At 51.2% G+C, this 24,614-nt stretch carries 26 protein-coding genes; 6 read left to right on the forward strand and 20 right to left on the reverse strand.

The window, feature by feature from the left end:
• Positions 1-15: 15 nt before the first annotated feature.
• From FEK66_RS14715 to FEK66_RS14735, 5 genes are read right to left on the reverse strand one after another with little or no spacing between them, the layout of a single operon-like run.
• The gene (locus FEK66_RS14715; protein ID WP_130259458.1) at positions 16-573 is read right to left on the reverse strand and encodes a YtfJ family protein; all 558 of its coding nucleotides are present in this window, start codon (positions 571-573) and stop codon (positions 16-18) included.
• Positions 574-584: 11 nt separating this feature from the next.
• Positions 585-1,409: a hypothetical protein gene (locus FEK66_RS14720; protein WP_135495068.1), complete on the reverse strand. Its 825-nt coding sequence runs from the start codon at positions 1,407-1,409 to the stop codon at positions 585-587.
• Complete coding sequence (locus FEK66_RS14725; RefSeq protein WP_135495069.1) at positions 1,406-2,758, reverse strand: lipopolysaccharide biosynthesis protein; 1,353 nt, start codon at positions 2,756-2,758, stop codon at positions 1,406-1,408. Before FEK66_RS14725 ends, FEK66_RS14720 begins: the two co-directional genes overlap by 4 nt.
• Positions 2,759-2,804: 46 nt before the next feature.
• Positions 2,805-3,563, reverse strand: a complete 759-nt coding sequence (locus tag FEK66_RS14730) for a hypothetical protein (RefSeq protein ID WP_064529665.1) — start codon at positions 3,561-3,563, stop codon at positions 2,805-2,807.
• A gap of 31 nt (positions 3,564-3,594) precedes the next feature.
• Positions 3,595-4,308 (reverse strand): dTMP kinase, encoded by a 714-nt coding sequence (locus tag FEK66_RS14735; RefSeq protein WP_135495070.1) that lies wholly within the window; start codon positions 4,306-4,308, stop codon positions 3,595-3,597.
• A 173-nt stretch (positions 4,309-4,481) separates the two neighbouring features.
• Here FEK66_RS14735 and FEK66_RS14740 point away from each other — a divergent pair, with 173 nt between their 5' ends.
• Positions 4,482-5,174, forward strand: coding sequence for a dTMP kinase (locus FEK66_RS14740; RefSeq protein ID WP_130208019.1), 693 nt, complete (start codon positions 4,482-4,484; stop codon positions 5,172-5,174).
• Between the two features lie 47 nt (positions 5,175-5,221).
• Here the strand turns inward: FEK66_RS14740 and pitB are convergent, their stop codons facing one another.
• The gene (gene pitB / locus FEK66_RS14745) at positions 5,222-6,721 is read right to left on the reverse strand and encodes an inorganic phosphate transporter PitB (protein WP_130223981.1); all 1,500 of its coding nucleotides are present in this window, start codon (positions 6,719-6,721) and stop codon (positions 5,222-5,224) included.
• Positions 6,722-7,023: 302 nt separating this feature from the next.
• Positions 7,024-8,883, reverse strand: coding sequence for a bifunctional glutathionylspermidine amidase/synthase (gene gss / locus FEK66_RS14750; RefSeq protein ID WP_130208023.1), 1,860 nt, complete (start codon positions 8,881-8,883; stop codon positions 7,024-7,026).
• Between the two features lie 204 nt (positions 8,884-9,087).
• Here gss and yghU point away from each other — a divergent pair, with 204 nt between their 5' ends.
• Positions 9,088-9,954, forward strand: a complete 867-nt coding sequence (yghU, locus tag FEK66_RS14755; protein WP_131162508.1) for a glutathione-dependent disulfide-bond oxidoreductase — start codon at positions 9,088-9,090, stop codon at positions 9,952-9,954.
• 131 nt (positions 9,955-10,085) lie between these two features.
• Here yghU and hybG read toward each other — a convergent pair whose 3' ends face one another.
• The 10 genes from hybG to yghX form a co-directional block, all read right to left on the reverse strand.
• Positions 10,086-10,334 (reverse strand): hydrogenase maturation factor HybG, encoded by a 249-nt coding sequence (hybG, locus tag FEK66_RS14760; RefSeq protein WP_000334896.1) that lies wholly within the window; start codon positions 10,332-10,334, stop codon positions 10,086-10,088.
• Positions 10,335-10,346: 12 nt separating this feature from the next.
• Complete coding sequence (gene hypA / locus FEK66_RS14765; RefSeq protein ID WP_000544953.1) at positions 10,347-10,688, reverse strand: hydrogenase maturation nickel metallochaperone HypA; 342 nt, start codon at positions 10,686-10,688, stop codon at positions 10,347-10,349.
• Complete coding sequence (gene hybE / locus FEK66_RS14770; protein WP_000134014.1) at positions 10,681-11,169, reverse strand: hydrogenase-2 assembly chaperone; 489 nt, start codon at positions 11,167-11,169, stop codon at positions 10,681-10,683. Before hybE ends, hypA begins: the two co-directional genes overlap by 8 nt.
• A complete protein-coding gene (locus FEK66_RS14775; protein ID WP_001221940.1) occupies positions 11,162-11,656 on the reverse strand; it encodes a HyaD/HybD family hydrogenase maturation endopeptidase in 495 nt (164 codons plus the stop codon). The genes hybE and FEK66_RS14775 overlap by 8 nt, the downstream gene beginning before the upstream one ends.
• Positions 11,656-13,359 (reverse strand): hydrogenase 2 large subunit, encoded by a 1,704-nt coding sequence (hybC, locus tag FEK66_RS14780; RefSeq protein WP_000083065.1) that lies wholly within the window; start codon positions 13,357-13,359, stop codon positions 11,656-11,658. The genes FEK66_RS14775 and hybC overlap by 1 nt, the downstream gene beginning before the upstream one ends.
• On the reverse strand, positions 13,356-14,534 hold the full coding sequence (gene hybB, locus FEK66_RS14785) for a Ni/Fe-hydrogenase cytochrome b subunit (protein ID WP_135495071.1): 1,179 nt from the start codon (positions 14,532-14,534) through the stop codon (positions 13,356-13,358). Before hybB ends, hybC begins: the two co-directional genes overlap by 4 nt.
• Positions 14,524-15,510, reverse strand: a complete 987-nt coding sequence (gene hybA, locus FEK66_RS14790) for a hydrogenase 2 operon protein HybA (protein ID WP_001081870.1) — start codon at positions 15,508-15,510, stop codon at positions 14,524-14,526. Before hybA ends, hybB begins: the two co-directional genes overlap by 11 nt.
• A gap of 2 nt (positions 15,511-15,512) precedes the next feature.
• Positions 15,513-16,631, reverse strand: a complete 1,119-nt coding sequence (hybO, locus tag FEK66_RS14795; RefSeq protein WP_130208025.1) for a hydrogenase 2 small subunit — start codon at positions 16,629-16,631, stop codon at positions 15,513-15,515.
• Between the two features lie 188 nt (positions 16,632-16,819).
• On the reverse strand, positions 16,820-17,107 hold the full coding sequence (gene yghW / locus FEK66_RS14800) for a DUF2623 family protein YghW (RefSeq protein WP_001059136.1): 288 nt from the start codon (positions 17,105-17,107) through the stop codon (positions 16,820-16,822).
• A 118-nt stretch (positions 17,108-17,225) separates the two neighbouring features.
• Positions 17,226-18,113 carry a YghX family hydrolase gene (yghX, locus tag FEK66_RS14805; RefSeq protein ID WP_135495072.1) on the reverse strand — a complete coding sequence of 296 codons (888 nt, stop codon included), beginning with the start codon at positions 18,111-18,113 and terminating at the stop codon, positions 17,226-17,228.
• 156 nt (positions 18,114-18,269) lie between these two features.
• On the opposite strand from yghX, the gene gpr reads away from it, so the two are divergent.
• Positions 18,270-19,310 (forward strand): L-glyceraldehyde 3-phosphate reductase, encoded by a 1,041-nt coding sequence (gene gpr / locus FEK66_RS14810; RefSeq protein WP_135495073.1) that lies wholly within the window; start codon positions 18,270-18,272, stop codon positions 19,308-19,310.
• Positions 19,311-19,349: 39 nt separating this feature from the next.
• On the opposite strand, the gene FEK66_RS14815 is transcribed toward gpr, so the two are convergent.
• Positions 19,350-19,844, reverse strand: a complete 495-nt coding sequence (locus FEK66_RS14815) for a TIGR00645 family protein (RefSeq protein WP_000439331.1) — start codon at positions 19,842-19,844, stop codon at positions 19,350-19,352.
• Positions 19,845-20,034: 190 nt separating this feature from the next.
• Between FEK66_RS14815 and yghA the strand changes: the two genes are divergently transcribed.
• Positions 20,035-20,919, forward strand: a complete 885-nt coding sequence (gene yghA / locus FEK66_RS14820; protein ID WP_130208033.1) for an NADP(+)-dependent aldehyde reductase — start codon at positions 20,035-20,037, stop codon at positions 20,917-20,919.
• Positions 20,920-21,197: 278 nt separating this feature from the next.
• On the opposite strand, the gene exbD is transcribed toward yghA, so the two are convergent.
• Together exbD and exbB are read right to left on the reverse strand one after the other, a co-directional pair.
• Entirely contained in the window at positions 21,198-21,623 is a 426-nt protein-coding gene (gene exbD, locus FEK66_RS14825) for a TonB system transport protein ExbD (RefSeq protein WP_130208035.1), read from the reverse strand.
• Positions 21,624-21,629: 6 nt separating this feature from the next.
• Complete coding sequence (exbB, locus tag FEK66_RS14830; RefSeq protein WP_130208037.1) at positions 21,630-22,364, reverse strand: tol-pal system-associated acyl-CoA thioesterase; 735 nt, start codon at positions 22,362-22,364, stop codon at positions 21,630-21,632.
• A gap of 251 nt (positions 22,365-22,615) precedes the next feature.
• On the opposite strand from exbB, the gene metC reads away from it, so the two are divergent.
• Both metC and yghB read left to right on the forward strand, forming a co-directional pair.
• On the forward strand, positions 22,616-23,803 hold the full coding sequence (metC, locus tag FEK66_RS14835) for a cystathionine beta-lyase (RefSeq protein ID WP_135495074.1): 1,188 nt from the start codon (positions 22,616-22,618) through the stop codon (positions 23,801-23,803).
• A gap of 138 nt (positions 23,804-23,941) precedes the next feature.
• On the forward strand, positions 23,942-24,601 hold the full coding sequence (gene yghB, locus FEK66_RS14840) for a DedA family general envelope maintenance protein YghB (RefSeq protein WP_064529651.1): 660 nt from the start codon (positions 23,942-23,944) through the stop codon (positions 24,599-24,601).
• The last annotated feature ends 13 nt before the right edge of the window (positions 24,602-24,614 follow it).

A 24,614-nucleotide genomic window follows, 5' to 3' on the forward strand; every position in this document is an offset into this window, starting at 1 on the left:
AATCCTTTGAGTTTTTTATTCATTGATCAGCTTCTGCGCCAACGCAATGACCTGATCAACCTCTTCTGGCGTCAGGCTGCCGTCCTTTGCCCACTGAATTTGCCCGTATTTATTCAGCACCAGAATGGTTGAACTCTGTTCCGGCAGTTGCCAGGCAACGCGCCCCAGACCGCTGCCGTCGATTACGAATTGCGCCCACGGATAACGACGTTTATTTTTTTCAATTTTACCTGTCACAAAATAGCCGGTGCCGAAGATGGCATCATCGGTGTTCACAATGGTGGTGGGCTGAAAACGATCCTGAGGAAAGTTTGCTGTTTCTACTGCTTTGATTAACAGAGAGTTCTTCTTCTTCGCTGACTTTCGTCCGGCGATATACTGAATAATGCGGACTTTTCCCTTCAGCTGCGTGCTGTTCCACTTTTGATAGTAAATTTCGTCATTTTTGAGCAGCAATTCGCCACCGTCCTGAATATAAACAGGTGTGACCGGTTTTCCGATGACGAAATTGTGCGCAGTAGCGCCGAACGAGAAGAGTGAAAATATCAGCGCAGTAATCAGACGAGAGGACATCATTACTCCGGTTATAGCGGAAAACGCGAAATCAGCAGTTCTAAGCGCTGACGAATATCGCTGTCGAGTGCCACTGGCGCATCATACGATTGGCGATTGTCCAAATCATCCGCCACCATGTCGTCGTGCTTATCCCCCATCAGGCCATTAATGGCCGCCAGGAAGCGGGAAATCTGCAACGCCTCTGTATTTTCGGGATCAAGCGATCTTAGAGTGTCGTAATAAGAAACCTGCTGACTGATGATTTTTCGCACATCATGAAATTCCCTGCCGGTTAGCTGCGGCCTGGCAATAATTTCTTTCAGGATGCGCATTTGCTTCTGCCGATAAGCGATAAAACCATTAACGCTTTCTAGCTGGCTATGGCGTAATGAATAGTTCACCAGCCACCAGACAGGAGAGCTTAAATAAATACGTAACAGGTTGCCGTAATACGACACAATATTTTTCTTACCGTTACGAAAACCATCCTGAAAACGCCCCAGAAAAACGGTCGTTTTGCCAAATAAAAAACCAGCCTGATGCTTCTTTAAATACAGCCGTTGCGCAAAACGCAGATGCTTGTAGCGCGCTCGCATGTATTTATACAGTTTGCGTTCTTCGTCGGTAAGAGGGTCACCTTTAGCCTGCTTCAGGGTCAGGTGGAGTAACGCCTTGCGATTGACTCCGTCCAACCAGAATCTCAGGCATAATGCATAATTATCATGAATAATTTCCGATGAACAACGCAGTGCGATCGTTGGTGGTAAGCTAACTTGAGCGTCAACAACATCATCTTCTTCGACCGCGATAAATAAACGCTCACTGACCTCAAGTGGAAAATATTTTTTCATCATTGGGATTTTTCTCCCACTGCGTTATAGGCCAATAAATGGCGTTGAAAGAACGCCTTTAATGTCGGAATTAACGAGAGCACCACATCAAGACATTGCCCACCGAAGTAAGCAAATGCTGCCCCCAGCACGCCAAACAGATGGCAGAACATGAACAGCAACACGATGTAGCCGATAGAGGCGATGGTTTGCGCCACGAGAAAAGCACGCTGTTTCCCTGCCATTAGCAATAATGACTCCTGTGGGAAGCCCAGCATCGAAATAACAATGGCTCCGAGCATCACCTGGATCAGGTCATACGCTTCGAGATACTTAACACCAAACACCAGTGAAATAAGTGGCTTGCCAACGATTAACACGGCCAGCGCCACCAGAATGCCAATCCCACCAGCCAGTAATCCAGACTTCACACCCAGGAGCCACGGTCTGGTAGTTCGTGGATCTAAGCGCATGACTTCAGGGTAAAAACTCTTACCCAACAAACTGGCGGGCGTCCCGGCAGCATCGAAGAATGTCATGGCGATTTTAAATAACCCGGCAGCAGCTGGCCCTAATACGATCCCCACCAGTACCGTGCTACATGAATTACGCGCCGACCAAATGGAATGGGCAATGTTGGTTGACCAGACAAAACTCCATGCGCCTTTGATGTGTCGGGCAGACTCAAACAGATTCAATTTGAACGCGTTATGGATATTTCTGCGGCGTAATTCGCGCGCGGCAAACCACCAGTACATGGTGCCGCCAACCAGATTCGATGCGTACCAGGCGATAACAAATCCGGCAAAGCCAAAGTTAAAATACCAGGCGATGACGCTGCCCGCCGCACGCAGAAAAGGTTTCGTCGCCTGCTGTACAGCAATTAAGTCGAAGCGATCAACCGCACGCAAAATGCCGGTCGGCGTGGAGGAAGCCATTGAAGGAATAAGTGTGCAATAGAGCGCCGTCAGCCAAAAGCTTTGGTCATCCAGACCTAATGAATGGGAAAGGAATGGCAGTAAGGCAATGCCGCCGACAATCGCCACCGCGCCGCTGACGATATCCAGCGAGAAGGAAAATGAGACAACATTACGGAATTGCTGAGGATTATTGTTGGTTAATGCTGGCGTTCCGTACTGCACCACCAACTGCCATGTCTGAAACTTAATAAAATCACTAATCGACTTGGCATAAGACTGTATGACGACAAGTACGCCAAACATCGCTGGAGTCATTCCTTTACCGGCGCACGAAAGCGCCAGTAAGCCCAGCAAGGCACTCACGGCATTGCTGGAACCTAACCAGGCGCTGTTACGAATAATGGTGCGAAAGGCTCCATCTGCAAACCAATGTTTGATGTTAAAACCTGCCAATTCAGCCAGACCTTATCGTTGAAAAATGAAAAATATCCCGTCTGCCTTAAGTCAAGCTTCGGCGGTCAGAAACGATGGCAACCAGAGAAACCGCTTTCTGTGCCTGTTCCAGCACTTCGCTGTAGGGCGCTCTGGAATCAATCTCTAAAATTTTTGTGCCGTTATAGCCAATCTTCGACATGACGCCGATTTTGTCCTGCAACTCGGCATAGTCATGGTCAGGCTTGCGGGAGATGGCAGTATCAATATCAATCCCCAAACGAATGATTAATTCAGGACGGTACTGCGCCATTTGTTGGTATAACTGTCGCTCGCGCTGCGCCAGAAATTGGTTGATTTTCCCGGTCGCGCGTTCGACGCCAATCCCCGGCCCGTCATAATAAAAACCGGAAATTTCCGCCTGCGGAAAGCGATCGCTGACCACCAGTACGCCGCTTTGCGCCAGTCGCTGAACCTTACGAAGGTTCGCCATTCTTCGCAGCGAGAAGCAGTACATAATCACCGCAGCCCAGAGCGCCGGAGAGCGAGTTTTCATGCTTTGGGTTTTCGAGGATTTTGCCGCCAGTCGCCGCTCCAGCCAGACACCAACCAACGGTAATCGTTTGATTTTGTCGCCGTCTTCACCGGACAGTAGCCCCAGATAGCGCCGCTCGGTTTGCCAGTGCTGTTGCAATGATTTCACCAGATCGGTGGTCAGCGTGGATTTGCCGGTGCCATCGCACCCGACCACCGCAATTAGCCCCGGAATGTAGCTGGGCTGCGGCGCGGTAGTGCTGTTAACAGCTTGCGTTTGTAGTGCATCCATTCTTTAAATCATCCCCTATCCATTTTAGTGATCAGGAAAGTGCGGCGTGAATTGCACGTAGTGACGCTTGCAGGATTTCGTCGGCTGGTTGCCGACCATCCAGTTCAAGGATCCTGGTGCCGTTGAAAGTCAGTTGCGGCGTAACGGCGATTTTTTCCTGTAACGCCGCCAGTTGATGGTCAGGTTTACGCGAAAACGCGGTTTGTTCATCAATGCCAAGACGAATCAACAATACGGGCAAATAAGACGCCATCCATTGGTACAGCTTCAGCTCGCGCTGCCTTAACATTTTTACCCAGCCATTACCGCCTTTAGTTTTAGCCAGTTGTGGACCATCAAAACGAAAGCCAGGAACTTCAACCTGCGGGTAGCGGTCGGTAATCAACAAAAAGCCATGCTGGCTTTTTCTCAACATTTTGCGAAACTTGTACGCCCGCCAGCAGGAAAGCAAATAGATAACCAGCGCGGTAATATTGCCAGGCGGTGTTGAGGGCTTTTCATGTACATGAGCTGCCTTACCCCGCAGATAACGCCCAAAAGGGGCGCCAATTATAGGGAACTGTGAAATCCATTCGCCAATTCGTCCGGAAGACTGCCCAAGATAAATGTGTTCTGTTGGCATTATTGCTGCCAGTTCATTCACCAGGCTTGCCGTGAGGGTCGATTTACCTGAACCATCACATCCCACAATGGCAATAACACGCACTGGCATGGAATTAATTATTGACATATTACGTTGATTCACGAAAAACCCGGCAGCAAATAATGTATTGAATATTACGTGGTCCGTGCTCAGAATATCCGTTCAACCTTATTGTGACAATGGTTAATTGTGACATTGACCTGAATTACGCTTTCATTAAAACATATTAACCAGATAAATATTTGGGATGGATATTTAAATTTAAGGATATATTCATGCAGTCTATAACACCTCCATTAATAGCCGTTATTGGTAGTGATGGTTCAGGCAAGTCAACGGTTTGTGAACATCTCATTACCGTTGTCGAAAAATATGGTGCCGCAGAAAGAGTTCATTTAGGAAAGCAAGCCGGAAATGTCGGTCGTGCAGTGGTAAAACTGCCCTTAATGGGAAAATCGCTTAATAAATCAATTGAACGCAATAAAGTGAAAACAGCGAAAAAATTGCCTGGGCCAGTTCCGGCGCTGGTAATTACAGCGTTTGTCGCCCGCCGCTTACTGCGCTTTCGTCATATGCTTGCCTGTCGTCGTCGCGGGTTAATTGTTTTGACCGACCGTTATCCACAGGACCAGATTCCTGGCGCTTACGATGGTACGGTGTTCCCGCCTAACGTTGAAGGTGGCCGGTTTGTGTCATGGTTGGCAAGTCAGGAACGTAAAGCATTTCACTGGATGGCGAGCCATAAGCCCGATCTGGTCATCAAACTCAATGTCTCCCTGGACGTGGCCTGCGCACGTAAGCCTGACCACAAACGAGAATCTCTGGCGAAGAAAATTGCCATAACGCCAAAGTTAACCTTTGGAGGCGCGCAACTGGTTGATATCGATGCCAATCAACCGCTGGAACAAGTGCTGGTTGATGCGGAAAAAGCGATAATGGATTTTATGACAGCGCGAGGTTATCGCTAGTCAGAAGTGATAATGCCCGATCGCAGGACCGGGCATTAACAGGAAGGTTAGATAAGCTGCAATGCAATCCAGTACAGACTACCAGACAGAAAAATTGCCGCCGGTAAGGTAAACACCCACGCCATCAGGATACTGGTTACCGTTTTACGCTGTAACCCACCGCCATCTACCACCATCGTCCCCGCCACCGCAGAAGAGAGTACGTGAGTTGTGGAAACAGGCATCCCAATATAGCTGGCAAGACCGATAGATACCGCCGCCGTCATCTGCGCCGCCATCCCTTGCGCATAAGTCATGCCGCGCTTACCAATTTTCTCACCGATGGTCATCGCTACACGGCGCCAGCCAATCATGGTGCCAATACCGAGTGCTAAAGCCACCGCCATGATTATCCACACTGGAGCATATTCAATGGTGCTTAACATATCGCTGCGCAGTTTTTTCAGCAGGCTCTGGTCTTCTTTGCTAACGCCTGGCAGTTTCGCCAGCTTCGCAGAGGTATCAGAGATACAAAGCATAATACGGCGCAGCTGACTGCGTTGACTTACGTTTAACGGCTCGTAGCTTTCCATATTGCCCGGCAGCATCGTTTTAACGCGCGCAATCGCATCAAAGGTATTTGCCGGATGACAATGGAACTCCGTCACTTGCGTGCCATCAGTCGATGCCGCAGGCAATGGAGGTTCCATCGCAATTAACTTCTGCGGCAGTTCTGGATGCTGTTGCAGATAGTGTTCAAAGTTGGTGACGGCATCGCGAGTACGGGTAATTTCATAGCCGGACGCATTCATATTGACGACGAAACCAGCGGGCGCTATCCCCACCAGCACCAGCATCACCAGGCCGATCCCTTTCTGCCCGTCGTTCGCGCCGTGCGAAAACGCCACGCCCGCAGCGGAAACAATCAGCGCAATACGCGTCCAGAATGGCGGCTTACGTTTGCCCTTTTTCTTTTTGCGATCTTCAGGAATGCGGTGAATACGGTCACGCTTTTTCGTCCCGCTCCAGAAACGGCGCAGCAGGAAAATCAGCCCACCCGCAATGACCAGGCCGACGATGGGGGAGACAATTAACGAGGAGAAAATCTTGGTCACTTCACGCAGGTTTAACGCATCCATCACCGACGAGCCGGTCAATAGCGCGTTGGTTAAGCCGATGCCGATAATCGCGCCAATCAATGTGTGCGAACTGGAGGCCGGTAAACCAAAGAACCACGTTCCCAGGTTCCAGATAATCGCCGCCAGCAGCATGGAAAAGACCATCGCCAGACCGTGGGTTGACCCCATATTCAGCAACAAATCAGTTGGCAACATATGGACGATGGCATAGGCGACGCTAAGTCCGCCAAGCAATACGCCAAAAAAGTTAAAAAATGCCGCCATCACCACGGCAAGTTGTGGCTGCATGGCACGAGTATAAATAACGGTTGCCACCGCATTCGCCGTGTCATGAAAACCATTGATTGCTTCGTAGAACAACACAAATGCCAGAGCAAGTAATAACAAAAGCCCTGTGTATATATCAAGGCCAACAAATAAATTTAGCATATATTAGATTACGCCATTTTGAATTTACGAACGGACGCATTATCAGTGACTTTAACGGCGCGGGCAAAGTGAAATATCATTTTTTAACGATAAAAAGAGTGTTATTTCTTTAGTATCAGATAATAAGTTGCCATTCAAAATTTTAAGAAATAATTAATGGCGAATCATTTCAATCATTAATACATTCATATAGTGAATTTATTAACTTAATGTATTTCAATATTCAATATTTTGAGCATTCCATGAACGATTTTCCGTGCTGACTATTTTTGATAATCAGCACGGGTTTGCGAAAAAGTCTATTACTCTTTCAGCACAATTAACGGCTCAATATCACTCTCTTTTTTGATGACCAGAGATTCATCGCCGCGCAAACACGTCCCACCGTAGTTGCCGCCCACGGTGAAAGTACATACCTGAATGTATTTACCGTCCACTTTTGGCAGACACCACAGTTGCTGGTAGATATTTTTCTGCTCGGCAAATTTACCGCTGGTTTGGTCGAGCACCTCTTCATGATGGCTGACCAGGTCGATATTGCTACCACAGCGACCGGCAATCGGTTTCACGGCGTAACCGGTTTTCACCAGTTCATCATTAACAGTGAAATCGGTATCCAGCAGATAACGATGATGCGGGAACAGCGACCAGAGAATTGGCAGAATCGCTTTGTTGCCAGGGATCACCGTCCAAAGCGGTTCAAAAACCAGCACTTCCGGGCGTAGCAGAACGTCAATCAGGCGCACTTCATTTTGCGGATGACCAGTGCGAATCGGGACCGCAGCAAATTCACGGTCGCTGACTTCGCGAATCTGATCAAACGCCGTTTCCCACGCCCAGGTCTTCCATACGCAGTTAACCAGTCGCCCTTCCCCATCAATCAGTTGTCCGGCAGCATCCCAGCCCAGTTCATCTAGCCCGCGCAAGATACGCGTTTCAAAGCCCGCCTGTTGCAGCGCCTGCTCCATAAACTGAGCGTGATAGTTCTCTTCAATATCTTTGTCCTGCATGATATGGACAAACGGACGCGCGCGACTGTGTTTCCACGCGCCAGCCAGTTCGGTAATCAGACCTTCCGCCGGATTGAAGCCGTTGCCTTTATAGCCCTGCTCCGCCCAACGTTCGAGGATCAAGCCCGCTTCAGTATGACAGGAGGCGGAGTCGGCGTTGTATTCATAGACCTTCAGGCCACGCTCATCCATACAAAAATCCATACGACCGGTGATCATATGGTGACGACGACGCTGCCAGGAGAGGCGCAAACGCGGCCAGAGGATTTTCGGAATATCGAACAGTGCCAGCAGGTTGTCATCTTTCAGCACTTTATCGGTGGCGTGAAGATACATCAGGTGCAGCTCGTTGGTGGCTTTAACCAGCTCCTGTTCGGCGCTCTCCGTAATGGTGTAGTAATGATACGGATCCTGATTGATCACCTGACCGTTCGCCTGCACGTAGGCGTTTTGCAGCGGATCTTTTTCATCCAGCCATTTACCGTCAAACTGGCCTTTGTCTTCCAGGCGCGCTCCGCTGATCTTCAACAAATCGCCTGCAATTTCCGGCTGTGGCAAGCTGTATTCGGTATCTTCCGTCTGAATCATCCAGCCCAGAATAGTGGTGTCATCAAAGGTGTCTTTGAGGGTATAGCAGCCGTTTTCTACCACCATCTCCAGCTCGCGCGTCCACTGTTGCCCTTGCGGCAACGGGGAATGAATCACGTTCTGTTCGGCAATACGGACTTTGTTGCCATGTAATTGCGTAATGATGGCGACATGGCCGGTATCTTTAAATTCACCGCCTTTATCCCAGATAAGAAGCGCGCCCGCGACCGGCGCACGTGGCGAACCGTTAGGAAATGCCTGCAATGGCAGAATGTTGTCATTAACCACTTCACGCAGGAAGCGCAGCGAGAAAATCTCCCACGCCATACCCACGTCAGTGAAGACCACACCGTAGTTCAGAAAGAGAAAACGGCGAGCAAACTCAACGCATTGCCATTTGTGGCCCATATATTCGTCGTCGATATAGCTACGGAATACGGCATCATCTTCGTATTCCTGCGGATCGAGAGAACTGTAATCTGAAGAGTAGATTGCTACACCACCGGGGGCGTAGCCCAATAACGTCCCGAACGGGGCATCCTGGCTGGTCGTTCCTTTGCTCATCACTTTACCTTTAACAATACAACCTAAGCAGTTGGCGTAATTGTTGTGCTCTGATTACCTGCTCAGCGACATTAACCGGACAGAGGTTAGACTTATCATACACCTCAACGCAGCGGCTGGCGCAAAGGGTTAAAAAATTCACATTCTGTACAGCAAGTGACCTGCTACACTGCTTCAACACTACCACTCAGAAGGCAACTCACTATGGCAGACAATACTTATCAGCCCGCGAAAGTCTGGACGTGGGATAAATCCGCTGGCGGCGCGTTCGCCAATATCAATCGCCCGGTTTCTGGTCCGACACATGAAAAAACGCTGCCCGTTGGCAAACACCCATTGCAACTCTATTCGCTGGGAACGCCGAACGGTCAGAAAGTAACGATTATGCTTGAGGAGCTGCTGGCGCTGGGCGTCACCGGCGCAGAGTACGACGCGTGGCTGATTCGCATTGGCGATGGCGATCAATTCTCCAGCGGTTTTGTCGAAGTGAACCCGAACTCGAAAATTCCCGCTCTGCGCGATCATACGCATAACCCGCCAATCCGCGTGTTTGAGTCAGGATCGATTCTGCTTTATCTGGCCGAGAAATTTGGCTACTTCCTGCCGCAGGATCTGGCAAAGCGTACCGAAACGCTGAACTGGCTGTTCTGGTTACAGGGCGCTGCGCCGTTCCTCGGCGGTGGTTTTGGTCACTTTTATCATTACGCGCCAGTGAAAATTGAGTACGCCATTAACCGCTTTACCATGGAAGCCAAGCGTCTTCTCGACGTGCTGGATAAGCAGCTGGCGCAGCACAAGTTTGTTGCGGGAGACGAGTACACCATTGCGGATATGGCGATTTGGCCGTGGTTTGGCAACGTGGTGTTAGGTGGCGTGTATGATGCCGCAGAGTTTCTTGATGCGGGCAGTTATAAGCATGTGCAACGCTGGGCGAAAGAAGTGGGCGAACGTCCGGCAGTGAAACGTGGGCGTATTGTTAACCGCACCAACGGGCCGCTGAACGAGCAGTTGCATGAGCGCCATGACGCCAGTGATTTCGAGACAAATACGGAAGATAAGCGTCAGGGGTAATGGTTGGTGCATATCGCAGCAAGCCATGTAGGCCGGACAAGGCGTTCACGCCGCATCCGGCAATCAAGCACAATGCCTGATGCGACGCTCGCGCGTCTTATCAGGCCTACGAAAGCATCCGGTTTTAATCATCACGCGCTGGTAATGTCGTAATCCATTTGGCGCAGTGCGTCTAATGTGGCTTTGGCTTCGTCTTCGTCGATGATGCTCATGGCAAATCCGACGTGCACCAGTACCCACTGGCCCAGCAGATCGGCAGGGTTACCTTCGCAAATCAGGGCGATATTCACGTCGCGCTTGATACCACATACTTCAACCTGCGCAAGCTGGTGAATATCTTCACCGACAGCCAGCACCTGGCCTGGAACGCCAATACACATTGTTAACTCCGGTTATTCAACTTCAATACTTTTGACGATCAGCGAATCGCCGGTATCGACACGCAACCGCTCGCCGTGACAGAGCGGACACTGCGCATCGTGCTGATGAATCTCCACCACCTGGCTGCAATCCCAGCACCAGGCCTGGGCGGGTTTATAGACGATATGTAAATCGCACCCTTGCGCCACCGTTCCGTGGCAGACAATTTCAAAACTAAAACGGACGGCGCTCTCCTCAACGCAGGAGAGCGCGCCAATTTCCAGCCACACGGCGGTGACGCGCTTAACATCGTGCTGCTCCGCCTGCCGTTGGATAATCTCAACGGCGCTCTGGCAAAGCGACAACTCATGCATTTTCGCCACTCCTGCGACCAAACAGCAGGGCGCGACGCCCTGCATGTGGTACATCCGGATTAGTGACTGGCAGCGAAAGGATCATTCGCGCGCAGTCATCCGTCAGGCGTTGGCCCTCTTCAATCGACATGCTGTGCGAAAGCGGCGACATCAGCGAGCAGGAGAGGTATTGCGACACACCGTCCAGTTCGCCAACGGTAAAGGTCATAGTGCCATACGGCAGTTGCAGACCGATTTTTTCACTCACTTTGCGCAGCGGCCAAAGTTGATCCGGGCCGGGGAAGATAACTGCACTCAGCATCCACGGGGTGATCACACACCCCGTCCACTGACCTTCGAACAGCGTAAAGTCGGAAACATACACCGGCATTGAAGGATGCAGAAAAGAGAGATCGTGCATCGAACGCCGGGCAATTTCTTCAAATGCTGCCTGTACTTGCGCCTTCGGGGAGGTCTGGAAACCTGCTATCTCTTCAGTCATGAGTTGCCTCCCGTGGGATAGCTTCCACGCCTGATTCGCGCAGCGCAGCCAGAACCTGCTCAAGCGCAGGTTCAATCATTGCTTCAACCGTCGGCGTTAAGCCGATGTGCGGCTCCAGCGATTCCGGGATCACGCCGACCAGGGTCAGCTTTTTCGGAAACTCACCGGTGAAGCGCAGGGCCGACAAGACGTCGGCCAGGCCAAGCTGATGCGGAGAGATTTTGTTGGTAAACAACGCCGGAACTTCTTCATCCCGCAGGATCATCATCGTTCCCGGCGCGTTCTTTTTCGAGACAATGGCATCGGCGATAATCAGATGATCGCGATTTGCCATGTCGCCAAGCAGCTCCATTCCCGCCGTGCCGCCATCGAGGATCTCAACATAATCCGGCAGAATGTATCGTTGCTCTAACGCTTCAACAATCCGCACACCGATGGCTTCATCGGTCAGCAAAATATTGCCGACCCCTAAGACTAAAATACGCATTACAGAACCTTCACTGAAACCACTTCGTTGCCGTCGGCATCCACTACGTGTACCGCACAGGCCATGCACGGGTCGAAGGAGTGAATGGTACGCACCACTTCCAGCGGTTTATTCGGATCGGCAACCGGTGTACCCACCAGCGACTGCTCGTAAGGACCGACGTCATCATTGAAGTTACGCGGACCGGAGTTCCAGGTTGATGGAACAACCGCCTGGTAGTTGCTGATGATACCGTCTTTGATCACCATCCAGTGAGAGAGCATACCGCGCGGCGCTTCGAGGAAGCCAACGCCTTTAAACTCACCCGTTGCCGGAATGTTCGGTTTCACAAAGGTGGTGTGATCGCCTTTGCCGATATTGGTGATCAGTGCACTGTACTGGTTTTGCAGGATATCCTGCAATTCGCAGCAGTGAACGGTACGACCAATAATACGGCCCAGCGTGGAGTGCAGCTGCGCCACTTCCAGCGTGTTGCCAGTCAGTTTCTGATAAATCGCAACGATTTCATTCAGTTTGTTCTGGGTAGACTCGCGACCTGCCGCCAGTTTCACCAGCATGTTAGCCAGCGGACCCACTTCTACCGTTTTGCCGTAGAAAGTCGGCGATTTCACCCAGGAGTATTTACCGTCGTCAGACCAACCGTCGTAAGCCGGAATGGTGGTGCCTTCCCACGGTGCCTGCGGCGCTTCGTCTTTATACCAGGAGTGCTTCGCGCTTTCCTGAATCCCTTTGATCAGGTATTCATCGGAATGGGAAGTGATCGGACGATACGAGGACAGATCCGCATTCTCAATGTAGCCACCCGGGAACAGGAAGCTGCCGTTTTTGCTGTCGGTCGGGAATTCCGGCACGCTCAGGTAGTTCACCGCACCTTTACCGCGCGTCAGCCATTCCGGGTAGAACGCGGCGATAACTGCGGTATCAACCTTATAAACCTGTTCAACAAAGTCGCTCAGCTTGTCGATGAAAGACTTGATGTACATCAGGCGCTCAAGGTTCAGCACGCCCAAACCGTCGAGGTTGATCGGGTTCGCGACACCACCTACCGCCAGGTTCTGAATGTGCGGCGTTTTACCGCCCAGCAGCGCCACGACGCGGTTAGCGTCACGCTGGCACTCCAACGCTTGCAGGTAGTGCGCTACCGCAATCAGGTTCACTTCCGGCGGCAGTTTCATCGCCGGGTGACCCCAGTAGCCATTGGCGAAAATACCCAACTGACCGCTGGCAACCAGATCTTTGATCTTGTTCTGAACTTTGGTGAACTCTTCCGGGCTGTTCAGATGCCAGGTCGAAACGCCTTTCAGCATTTCGGAGGCTTTGGTTGGATCAGCTTGCAGTGCAGAAGTGATGTCCACCCAGTCCAGCGCCGAAAGCTGATAGAAATGAACGATATGGTCATGCGTAGTGTGCGCAGCCAGAATGATATTACGGATGTATTGCGCGTTAACCGGAACGTCGATATTCAGCGCACTTTCTGCCGCACGAACGGAAGACAGTGCGTGAGTAGTAGTACATACGCCACAGATACGTTGCACAATCATCCATGCATCGCGCGGATCGCGGTTTTTCACGATCTCTTCCATGCCGCGCCACATGGTACCGGAAGCCCATGCTTTCGAAACGACGCCATTTTCGATTTCGCAATCGATGCGTAAATGCCCTTCAATTCGGGTTACCGGATCAATAGTAATTCTCTGGCTCATGCTTTGCTCGCCTCATGACGATTATGATCGTTTTGTTTTAAAGGAGGAAGTATCGGCAGTAGACGAATGAGTACGATGTAAGCGCAAATCTCAATAGCCACAAAACCAATAGAAATCAACAGTTCTTCCCAGGTCGGGAAGTAGGCGTAACCGCCGCCCGGGTTGAATGCCACCAGCGAATAGGTCAGACGCCAGGTTGCACAACCTAACAGCGCGCTCAGTGCCGACAAGAACAACATGCGGGAATCATTACGCAGCTTCGCCACACGCAGAACCACCAGCGGGAAGAGCATCAGCAGGACTTCAATCCAGAACATCACGGAGTAGAAGTCACCGGCAAACGCTAACGACAGCTTGTCGCGATAGATAAGCTCGCCAAAGCGCAGCACGATGAAAATCGCCAGCAACACACTGATGGTGTTGGTCAGCTTGACGAACAGGCTCTTTTCATCTGGACCATTGCCACGCAGACCCGCCTGCACCAACGAACCTTCAAAGATGACAATCGAGAAGCCCATGATGAACGCCGTCAGCAGCGAGAACAGCGGCAACATTTCATAGCTTTGCCACAGCGGATGCACTTTGTAGCCCGCCGAGATCATCAGCGACCCCATTGAAGACTGGTGCATGGTCGGCAACAGCGCGCCAAGTGCAATGATGAAGAACATCACCTTGTTCAGACGCTTGAGAGAAACCTTCCAGCCCAGACGTTCAAACAGTGCCGGAGCAAACTCCAGTGCCATCACGCCGATGTAGATGGTCATACAGACCGCCGTCTCGAACAGTACCGAGTTCACGTTGAAGTGACCCGGAATGTAGAAGTACGGCAGGTTCCAGTAGCGACCCACGTCGATAGTGATCGACAAGCCGCCCAGTGAATAACCGAACAGACTTGCCAACAGCGCCGGACGCACCAGCGGATGGTATTTCCCACGGTTAAAGACGTATACCGCCCACGCCAGCGCCCAGCCGCCACAGGCAAAGCCGGTGCCGATCAACAGGTCAAACGCGATCCACACGCCCCACGGGAAGCCGCCGTTCAGGTCGGAGACAGAGCCCAGACCGAACACCAGACGCTTCACAATCAGGAGCATACAGATGACGATTAACGGTCCAAAAATCATGACCGGTTTACTGATGATTTTGCCGCCCAGCGGTTGTGGATCATGACTCATGATCGTCTCCTCCGTCGTGATGGTCGTTTTTGGTGTTGCGACGAACCAGCACGGTTAAGCCCGCCAGCACAGCCAGTGGTAGCATCATGCCTTTATACAGGGTGTGTTGAATATTTTCGGAACGCGCACCGGTAGAAAGATCGTCCAGTTTCGGCAGGTCGAGATTTTCATAAGGAACGCCCGTCAGTACCAGAACCTGAGTACCGCCGCCCTCTTTCTCGCCGTACAGATGCGGATAATATTTCGGCACCGTATGCAGGTAAGTGTCGCCAGATTTCAGCGTCTGACGCGGATAGTGGTATTCGCTGCCAGGCTTCAGCGCCAGACGTTTTTTCGCCTCCGCCATCAGCTCTTCACGCGTACCAAAAATCACCGCCCCCGCCGGGCATACTTCTACGCAGCCAGGCAGACCGCCTTTATCGAGACGTTCCACACCTTTCTGGTTGCACAGCTCACATTTATGCAGCGCACCAAACGGGTTGTTGTAGTCGTACTTCGGCACGTTGTACGGACAGGCAACCATGCAGTAACGGCAGCCGGTGCACACATCTTTGTCGTAATGGACAATGCCGGTTTTCGGATCTTTTTTCAGTGCAGAAACCGGACACACGGAGACACAGTTCGGATCGACGCAATGCATACACTGTTTCTTAATGTACGCGTAGCCGTTCTCTTCCTGGTCTTTGTTGACGCCCGTGCCGCTGGTCCACACCTGAATGATGTTATTGGTATACGGCGACAGTTTGTCGTTGTTCGACCAGGTCTGTTCCCCTTGCGGGTTACGTTCAGGGAAGTTGATATCCTGACACTTGGTGACGCAAGCCTGACAGCCTACGCACAAGGTCGAGTCGTACAACATACCCAGCGATCCCGGAATTGGCGGGCGGTTTTCAGCAGCCGCATGACTGACAGACGGCAGTGCGCCCGTCAGCAATGCCCCGCAGGAGGCTGCTTTAATAAAATTACGTCTGTTCACGGTTATTCTCCCCGTGAGTCAGCGTTATCTTTCTTTTGCTGACGACCCAGTTCACGCACCGCCATCACGCTGACACCGGCAACCAGCCCAACCACACCGCCGAGCAAACCGATAGCGCCCGCAGAGACGTTGCCGCCTTCTTTAGCGTTGACATCCGGTTTTTGTGAACGCGGCGTCTGGTTTTCGACGTTGGCAAGCTGATGGATGCCTTTATGGAAGCCGACACCTTCTTCGTTACAGCCATAGCATGGGTGACCAATTGCCACCGGCCACACGCCGCCAACGTCGCAGAATTGCAGCGTTGAGCAGTTGCCGTAAGTTTCTGGCCCTTTACAGCCGAGGTGGTACAGGCACCAGCCTTCGCGGTGGCCTTCATCGCCGAACTCTTTGGCAAAACGACCAGCATCGAAGTGCGGACGACGTTCGCAATGTTCGTGAATCAGACGACCATAAGCGAAGGTCGGGCGGTTTTTGTTATCCAGCTTCGGCGGTTTACCGTAAGTGATGATGTGCGCAACGGTCGCGAGGAAGTTGTGCGGGTTCGGCGGGCAGCCTGGAATGTTAATAACGGTTTTGCCTGGCAGAACTTCTTGCAGGCTGACCGCGCCAGTCGGGTTAACCCCGGCAGCGGCGACGCCGCCCCACGCGGAGCAGGAACCGATAGCGATAATGGCTGCTGCGCCTTCTGCCGCTTTGCGGATGTGGTCCACAATCGGCTCACCGGCAACCATGCAATAAATACCGTTATCTTTTAATGGGATGGAACCATCCACAACCAACACATACTGCCCTTTGTATTTCTCGAGCGCGTTGTGTTTGTTCTCTTCAACCTGATGGCCGAAGGCGGCAGAAAGCACTTCGTGATACTCCAGAGAGATAGTCTCCAGCACGAGGTTTTCTACCGTTGGATGCGTCGCACGAAGCAGAGATTCCGTACAACCGGTGCATTCCTGCGCGCCAATCCAGATAACCGGCGGGCGCTGCGGGTTAGTGACCGATTCGGCCATCTCTGCGGCGGCTTTGCTACTTAACCCCATGGTGGCGGCTAATGCTGCACAAAGCTTCATGAAATCACGACGATTAATGCCGTGAGAATGGATGAGGGTGTTATCTCCAGTCATTTATAGTTATTCCGTTGCGAAGACCTGGCATATATTTTGCCTCAACCGCAAAATCAATAATGCGATCGATGCGCCATTTACCACACATTTATTATGGTTATCATTACAATGATACTGCGGCGGGGCGCTAAAACGAAGGGAATAAGCATTAGTGTAATTAATTAAAGCAAGATAATACGTATGTTTGATCAATTTTCGAGGCGATAACCCGCCATAAAAAAGCGCAACGTAGAACAGGAATTATTCTCACGAAAGAAATCCATTACCATCTCTTTATCCAGCCCATAACGGCGCGTCAGAATACCCGCTTCCCAGGCGCTGAGCTGGCGATCGCCGGTCTTTTCATACATCCGGTGCGAGTAGCCTAATACAAAACCACGTTTATAATCGGCGCAAAATTTAGTCACATTAACTGCACTGTCGGCATGCGTTGCTTTTAATCCCGCCATTAAGCCTTTACCGAAATGGTTATTCATCGTTTACCTCAAACGTTATATATCAGTATATATAGCGATATTTTAGGCAAACTCCGACTTTTACGCACGCTATTTTTTCCTGCACATGTAGGACGTTATCCTTTAAGGGATAAACACTTCAGGAAAGATATTTATCGAACCATGTCAGCGTCCTTTGCCAGGCAAGATCGGCGGCTGATTTGTCATAACGTGGCGTGGAATCATTATGGAATCCATGGTTAACCCCCGGATAAATATACGCTTCATAGACTTTGTTATTAGCCTTCAACGCCGCCTCGTAAGCGGGCCAGCCCTCATTGATTCGGGTGTCCAGTTCAGCATAGTGGAGCAGTAAAGGCGCTTCGATCTTCGCCACATCGGCAGTAGGTGCCTGGCGACCATAAAAAGGCACCGCACAGGCCAGTTCTGGATACGCCACGGCAGCCGCGTTCGAGACGCCGCCGCCATAGCAAAATCCGGTTATGCCAACTTTGCTCGAGGCTTGGGGATAGCGTTGCATAAACTCAATTGCGGCAAAGAAATCATTCATCAGTTTGGTTGGATCTACCTGCTGTTGCAGTTCGCGGCCTTTATCATCATTTCCCGGGTAACCACCAACGGAACTTAAACCGTCGGGTGCCAGAGCGATATATCCCGCTTTAGCCACCCGCCGTGCTACATCTTCGATATACGGATTCAGCCCACGATTTTCATGCACGACCACCACAGCGGGTGTTTTGTCGCCCATCTTCGCAGGCTTCACCAGATAACCACGAACCTCGCCGTGACCATTTGGCGAAGGATACGTGATGTACTCAGCGACAATCTCCGGGTCGGTAAACTCCACCTGGGTCGCCCACGCGTAATTTGGCTTGAGCAAATCAAACAACGTTAACGCCGTCATCCCGCCCACCGCGTACTTCGCTGCCAGGTTGAGGAACTCACGTTTCGATATTTTCCCGTGAGCGTAATAGTCGTAGTAATCCAGCAACTCTTGCGGAAAATCTTTGGCGGTCAAACGCGGCATCGTTTTACTCCTCAACTGTTGTTTTTTTAAGCAAAGCATAAGCGTGTGTTTTTGCCCAGTTTTTCGTCACTCTGTGAGCGATGCTACGGGATACGTCCAGGTAAATCGCTAGACTAGAAACATTGTTTCGAAATTGAATGGTGGAAAGGAGATGTCATGATCTGGTTAGCGAATCCCGAACGTTACGGGCAAATGCAGTACCGCTATTGCGGAAAAAGCGGATTACGCCTGCCCGCGTTATCGCTCGGTTTATGGCACAATTTCGGTCACGTTAACGCGCTGGAATCACAGCGTGCGATCCTGCGTAAAGCGTTTGATTTAGGCATTACGCACTTTGATTTAGCCAACAATTACGGGCCACCGCCAGGAAGCGCAGAAGAGAACTTTGGTCGCCTGCTGCGGGAGGATTTTGCCGCTTATCGCGATGAACTGATTATCTCTACCAAAGCCGGATACGATATGTGGCCCGGCCCGTACGGCTCTGGCGGATCGCGTAAATACCTACTTGCCAGTCTCGACCAAAGCCTGAAGCGTATGGGGCTTGAGTATGTCGATATCTTTTACTCGCACCGTGTCGATGAAAATACGCCGATGGAAGAAACCGCCTCTGCGCTGGCCCATGCGGTGCAAAGTGGTAAGGCGCTGTATGTTGGGATCTCTTCATACTCGCCAGAGCGGACACAAAAAATGGTCGAGTTGCTGCGCGAATGGAAAATTCCGCTGTTAATTCATCAGCCTTCATACAATTTACTGAACCGCTGGGTGGATAAAAGCGGCCTGCTGGATACTCTGCAAAATAACGGCGTGGGCTGCATTGCCTTCACCCCACTGGCCCAGGGATTGCTGACCGGAAAATATCTCAACGGCATTCCTGAAGATTCGCGGATGCATCGCGAAGGTCATAAAGTGCGCGGCCTGACACCGAAAATGCTCACCGACGCTAACCTCAACAGCCTGCGGTTATTGAATGAAATGGCACAGCAGCGCGGTCAGTCTATGGCGCAAATGGCGTTAAGCTGGTTGCTGAAAGATGAGCGAGTGACGTCGGTATTGATTGGTGCCAGCCGTGCGGAGCAACTGGAAGAGAACGTGGAGGCGCTGAATAATCTGACGTTTAGCACCGAAGAACTGGCGCAGATTGACCAGCATATTGCCGATGGCGAGCTAAACCTGTGGCAAGCATCTTCCGATAAATAACAAGTTCATACCGGGCGCGAGAACCGCGCCCGCATAAGATCAGTGATTATGACGAGTTAGTCGGTCAAGATAGCCCATCACAAATGCAGAAAGCACAAACGTCAGATGGATAATGACGTACCACATCAGTTTGTTATCCGGGACATTTTTCGCATCCATAAAGACGCGCAGTAAGTGAATGGAAGAGATTGCCACAATCGACGCTGCCACTTTGTTTTTTAGCGACGTTGCGTCCATTTTCCCCAGCCAGTTCAGTTTCTCTTTGTTCTCGGAGATATCCAGCTGCGAGACGAAATTCTCATAACCGGAAAACATCACCATCACCAGCAAACCGCCAACCAGCGTCATATCCACCAGCGACAGCAACACGAGGATCAAATCTGATTCTGCCATTGAGAAGATATTCGGCAGGACGTGAATAATCTCCTGAAAGAACTTCAGCGCCAGGGCAACCAGCGCCAGCGAAAGGCCAAAGTACACGGGGGCAAGCAGCCAGCGAGAAGCATACATTGCATTTTCAAGAAAACGTTCCATACATTCCTGTCGTGTAGTTAAAACGGGCAACAGTATATCGCAATTGAGTTAACAGCACGCAACAGCAAATCAACATATACGTTAACCCGTTATCGCATAAATCCGAGGTTTAGGGATCTTCCTGGTTCCCTGATTACCGTGGCGCGTGCGTCTACCCTTAAAGGACGTTGAACCTGAAGGGAGAAAAGCGATGTCTCATTTAAAAGACCCGACCACACAGTATTACACTGGTGAATATCCCAAACAGAAACAACCAGCGCCCGGCATTCAGACGAAGATGACGCCCGTGCCAGATTGCGGCGAGAAAACCTATGTCGGTAGCGGTCGCCTGAAAGATCGTAAAGCACTGGTGACAGGGGGCGATTCCGGAATCGGTCGCGCTGCCGCCATCGCTTACGCCCGTGAAGGGGCTGACGTGGCGATCAGTTATCTTCCCGTGGAAGAAGAAGATGCTCAGGATGTGAAAAAGATCATTGAAGAATGCGGACGCAAAGCCATTCTGCTGCCGGGCGATTTAAGCGATGAGAAATTTGCCCGTTCGCTGGTTCACGACGCGCATAAGGCATTAGGCGGGCTGGATATTATGGCGCTGGTCGCCGGGAAACAGGTTGCCATTCCTGATATTGCAGACCTCACCAGCGAACAGTTTCAAAAGACCTTTGCCATTAACGTTTTCGCGCTGTTCTGGCTAACCCAGGAAGCGATCCCCCTGCTACCGAAAGGCGCCAGTATCATCACCACTTCGTCAATCCAGGCCTACCAGCCAAGCCCGCATTTGCTGGACTATGCGGCTACGAAGGCGGCGATTCTGAACTACAGCCGTGGCCTGGCAAAACAAGTCGCGGAGAAAGGTATTCGGGTGAATATTGTCGCGCCAGGCCCTATCTGGACAGCACTGCAAATTTCCGGCGGACAGACGCAGGATAAGATCCCGCAGTTTGGTCAGAAAACACCGATGAAACGTGCGGGGCAACCGGCGGAGCTGGCCCCTGTATATGTTTATCTGGCAAGTCAGGAGTCGAGCTATGTCACCGCAGAAGTGCACGGCGTGTGTGGCGGCGAACATTTAGGCTAAAAAATACCCGGTTGTGTGATAGCAACCGGGCATCATTGTGCTTTTAACCTTGCCGGATGCGGCGTAAACGCCTTATCCGACCTACAAACTCATGAAAACTCAACACGTTGCGATAAATTTTGTAGGCCTGATAAGACGCGCCAGCGTCGCATCAGGCATTGAGCACCGAATGTCGGATGCGGCGTAAACGCCTTATCTGGCCTACCAGCTCGTGCAAATTCAACACGTTGCGATAGATTTTGTAGGCCTGATAAGCGTAGCGCATCAGGCAATTCTCTTTACTTCGCTTTGGCAGTTTCTTCGCCGACCAGACCAATCTTCAGGTAACCTGCCTGATGCAGCTTATCCATTACCTTCATCAACATCTCGTAGTCGACGGTCTTATCTGCACGGAAGAAGATGGTAGTATCTTTCTTACCTTCGGTTAACGCATTCAGCGCCGTAACCATCGTTTCATCGGTGACCGGATCGTTACCGATAAACATTGAGTTGTCCGCCTTCACCGACAGATAAACCGGTTTTTCCGGGCGCGGCTGCGGCGTGCTGGTAGAAGCAGGCAAGTTCACCTTCACATCTACCGTCGCTAACGGTGCCGCCACCATAAAGATAATCAGCAGAACCAACATCACGTCGATAAACGGCGTCACGTTGATATCATGCATTTCGCCGTTATCGTCGAGGTTTTCGTTAAGATGCATTGCCATCGGACATTATCCTGCGCGTAATTTTTGTGCAACACGAACCGGATGCGCAGCGGCGCTGGCTTCCAGATCCAGGTCACGGCTTTGCAGCAACAATACCTGCGCTGCGACATCGCCAAGCATCGCTTTAAAGCCGCCAATCTGGCGTGCAAATACGTTATAGATAACGACCGCCGGAATCGCTGCCACCAGACCGATTGCCGTTGCCAGCAACGCTTCTGCAATACCCGGTGCAACCACTGCCAGGTTGGTAGTTTGCGTTTGCGCGATACCAATAAAGCTGTTCATGATGCCCCAGACCGTACCAAACAGACCAACGAACGGCGAAATTGCGCCGATGGTAGCAAGATAACCGTTCCCGCGGCCCATTTGACGACCTACTGCGGCGACCCGACGCTCAAGGCGGAAACTGGTACGCTCTTTAATACCTTCGTTATCGTCGCTGCCTTCTGACAGTTCCAGCTCGTTCTGCGCTTCATTGAGCAAATGCAGGCTTAAGCTTTTGCTACCAAAATCAGCGGCGATATCGCTGGCCTGGTTTAAAGAGCGTGCTTCAGCCAGCAGTTGCTGCTCGCGCTTCAGGCGACGCTTCTGGTTGAAGAACTCTACGCTCTTACTGAAAAAGATTGCCCAGGTGACTACGGAGGCCAGAATCAGCCCAATCATCACGCACTTAACGACAATATCGGCGTGCTGATACATACCCCAGACGGAAAGGTCCGTCTGCATTAAATTATTACCCACTGTGTATCTCCAGGACGCAAGTCACAAAATCTGCGCACAATAATATCAAAACGACGTCGAATTGATAGTCGTTCTCATTACTATTTGCATACTGCCGTACCTTTGCTTTCTTTTCTTTGCGTTTACGCAGTAAAAAAGTCACCAGTACACCTTTTGCGAAATTTTTCTGCTTTATGCCAATTCTTCAGGATGCGCATGACCTCATTCGTGCTAGTTTAGACATCCAGACGTATAAAAACAGGAATCCCAACATGGCAGACAAACAACTTGATACTCAACTGGTCAATGCAGGACGCAGCAAAAAATACACTCTCGGCGCGGTAAATAGCGTGATTCAGCGCGCCTCTTCGCTGGTCTTTGACAGTGTGGAAGCCAAAAAACATGCGACGCGCAATCGCGCCAATGGCGAGTTGTTCTATGGACGGCGCGGAACGTTAACACACTTCTCATTACAAGAAGCGATGTGCGAACTGGAAGGTGGCGCAGGTTGCGCGCTGTTTCCTTGCGGGGCGGCTGCGGTTGCAAATTCCATTCTTGCTTTTGTTGAACAGGGCGATCATGTGTTGATGACCAATACCGCCTACGAGCCGAGTCAGGATTTCTGTAGCAAAATCCTCAGCAAGTTGGGCGTAACGACATCATGGTTTGATCCGCTGATTGGTGCCGATATCGTTAAACATCTGCAGCCAAACACTAAAATCGTGTTTCTGGAATCGCCAGGCTCCATCACCATGGAAGTCCACGACGTTCCGGCGATTGTTGCCGCCGTACGCAGTGTGGTGCCGGACGCCATCATTATGATCGATAACACCTGGGCTGCCGGAGTGCTGTTCAAAGCTCTTGATTTTGGTATTGATGTTTCTATTCAGGCCGCCACCAAATATCTGGTAGGGCATTCAGATGCGATGATTGGCACTGCCGTGTGCAATGCCCGTTGCTGGGAGCAACTGCGGGAAAATGCCTATCTGATGGGGCAGATGGTCGACGCCGATACCGCCTATATGACCAGTCGTGGCCTGCGTACACTGGGCGTGCGTCTGCGCCAACATCATGAAAGCAGCCTGAAAGTGGCAGAATGGCTGGCCGCACATCCGCAGGTTGAGCGAGTTAACCACCCTGCTCTGCCAGGCAGTAAAGGCCATGAGTTCTGGAAACGAGACTTTACAGGTAGCAGCGGACTATTTTCCTTTGTCCTGAAGAAAAAACTTAATGATGAAGAACTGGCGAACTATCTGGATAACTTCAGTTTATTCAGCATGGCCTTCTCATGGGGCGGGTATGAATCCTTGATCCTCGCGAACCAGCCAGAACATCTCGCCGCCATCCGCCCGCAAGGTATGATCGATTTTAGCGGCACCTTGATTCGCCTGCATATTGGTCTGGAAAACGTCGACGATCTGATTGCCGATCTGGACGCCGGCTTCGCGCGAATTGTGTAACGTTGCCAATTTGGACAATTTTGCAGACATTTAATTGTGAATAGTCTTAAATTGTTGCGTCCGGGATCAAGGCGTCCCGGACGATTCAGGAGTACAATAGTCAAATTAAGGCTTAAACGCTGTTCCACAGGAAAGTCCATGGCTGTTATTCAAGATATTATCGCTGCGCTCTGGCAACATGACTTTGCCGCGCTGGCGGACCCTCACATTGTTAGCGTTGTTTACTTTGTCATGTTTGCCACGCTGTTTTTAGAAAACGGCCTGCTGCCCGCCTCATTTTTGCCTGGCGACAGCTTGTTGATTCTGGCTGGCGCATTGATTGCCCAGGGGGTTATGGATTTTCTGCCAACAATCACGATTCTGACTGCCGCAGCCAGCCTGGGTTGTTGGTTGAGTTACATTCAGGGGCGCTGGCTGGGTAATACCAAAACGGTGAAAGGCTGGCTGGCACAGCTTCCGGCCAAATATCACCAGCGCGCCACCTGTATGTTTGACCGCCACGGTCTGCTGGCGCTGCTTGCTGGACGTTTTCTCGCCTTTGTCCGCACGCTGCTGCCAACCATGGCGGGGATTTCCGGACTTCCAAACCGCCGCTTCCAGTTTTTCAACTGGTTAAGCGGGTTGTTATGGGTCAGCGTGGTAACCAGTTTTGGCTATGCCTTAAGCATGATCCCGTTTGTAAAACGCCATGAAGATCAGGTGATGACGTTCCTGATGATCCTGCCGATTGCCTTGCTAACCGCTGGCTTGTTAGGCACGCTGTTCGTGGTGATTAAAAAAAAGTACTCTAGTGCCTGACGATTTCCTCCGT

It is taken from the genome of Escherichia sp. E1130 (genome assembly GCF_005781065.1).
GTDB lineage: Bacteria > Pseudomonadota > Gammaproteobacteria > Enterobacterales > Enterobacteriaceae > Escherichia.

Coding starts and splice junctions, on each gene's coding strand:
- yghB (WP_064529651.1), top strand. CDS start 23,942: ATGGCTGTTATTCAAGATATTATCGCTGCGCTCTGGCAACATGACTTT.
- FEK66_RS14715 (WP_130259458.1), bottom strand. CDS start 573: ATGTCCTCTCGTCTGATTACTGCGCTGATATTTTCACTCTTCTCGTTC.
- yghX (WP_135495072.1), bottom strand. CDS start 18,113: ATGCCGCGTTTGACCGCCAAAGATTTTCCGCAAGAGTTGCTGGATTAC.
- FEK66_RS14740 (WP_130208019.1), top strand. CDS start 4,482: ATGCAGTCTATAACACCTCCATTAATAGCCGTTATTGGTAGTGATGGT.
- exbD (WP_130208035.1), bottom strand. CDS start 21,623: ATGGCAATGCATCTTAACGAAAACCTCGACGATAACGGCGAAATGCAT.
- hybC (WP_000083065.1), bottom strand. CDS start 13,359: ATGAGCCAGAGAATTACTATTGATCCGGTAACCCGAATTGAAGGGCAT.
- hybB (WP_135495071.1), bottom strand. CDS start 14,534: ATGAGTCATGATCCACAACCGCTGGGCGGCAAAATCATCAGTAAACCG.
- hybG (WP_000334896.1), bottom strand. CDS start 10,334: ATGTGTATTGGCGTTCCAGGCCAGGTGCTGGCTGTCGGTGAAGATATT.
- hypA (WP_000544953.1), bottom strand. CDS start 10,688: ATGCATGAGTTGTCGCTTTGCCAGAGCGCCGTTGAGATTATCCAACGG.
- hybO (WP_130208025.1), bottom strand. CDS start 16,631: ATGACTGGAGATAACACCCTCATCCATTCTCACGGCATTAATCGTCGT.
- FEK66_RS14775 (WP_001221940.1), bottom strand. CDS start 11,656: ATGCGTATTTTAGTCTTAGGGGTCGGCAATATTTTGCTGACCGATGAA.
- yghW (WP_001059136.1), bottom strand. CDS start 17,107: ATGAATAACCATTTCGGTAAAGGCTTAATGGCGGGATTAAAAGCAACG.
- FEK66_RS14720 (WP_135495068.1), bottom strand. CDS start 1,409: ATGATGAAAAAATATTTTCCACTTGAGGTCAGTGAGCGTTTATTTATC.
- gss (WP_130208023.1), bottom strand. CDS start 8,883: ATGAGCAAAGGAACGACCAGCCAGGATGCCCCGTTCGGGACGTTATTG.
- yghA (WP_130208033.1), top strand. CDS start 20,035: ATGTCTCATTTAAAAGACCCGACCACACAGTATTACACTGGTGAATAT.
- yghU (WP_131162508.1), top strand. CDS start 9,088: ATGGCAGACAATACTTATCAGCCCGCGAAAGTCTGGACGTGGGATAAA.
- gpr (WP_135495073.1), top strand. CDS start 18,270: ATGATCTGGTTAGCGAATCCCGAACGTTACGGGCAAATGCAGTACCGC.
- hybE (WP_000134014.1), bottom strand. CDS start 11,169: ATGACTGAAGAGATAGCAGGTTTCCAGACCTCCCCGAAGGCGCAAGTA.
- FEK66_RS14815 (WP_000439331.1), bottom strand. CDS start 19,844: ATGGAACGTTTTCTTGAAAATGCAATGTATGCTTCTCGCTGGCTGCTT.
- metC (WP_135495074.1), top strand. CDS start 22,616: ATGGCAGACAAACAACTTGATACTCAACTGGTCAATGCAGGACGCAGC.
- pitB (WP_130223981.1), bottom strand. CDS start 6,721: ATGCTAAATTTATTTGTTGGCCTTGATATATACACAGGGCTTTTGTTA.
- FEK66_RS14730 (WP_064529665.1), bottom strand. CDS start 3,563: ATGGATGCACTACAAACGCAAGCTGTTAACAGCACTACCGCGCCGCAG.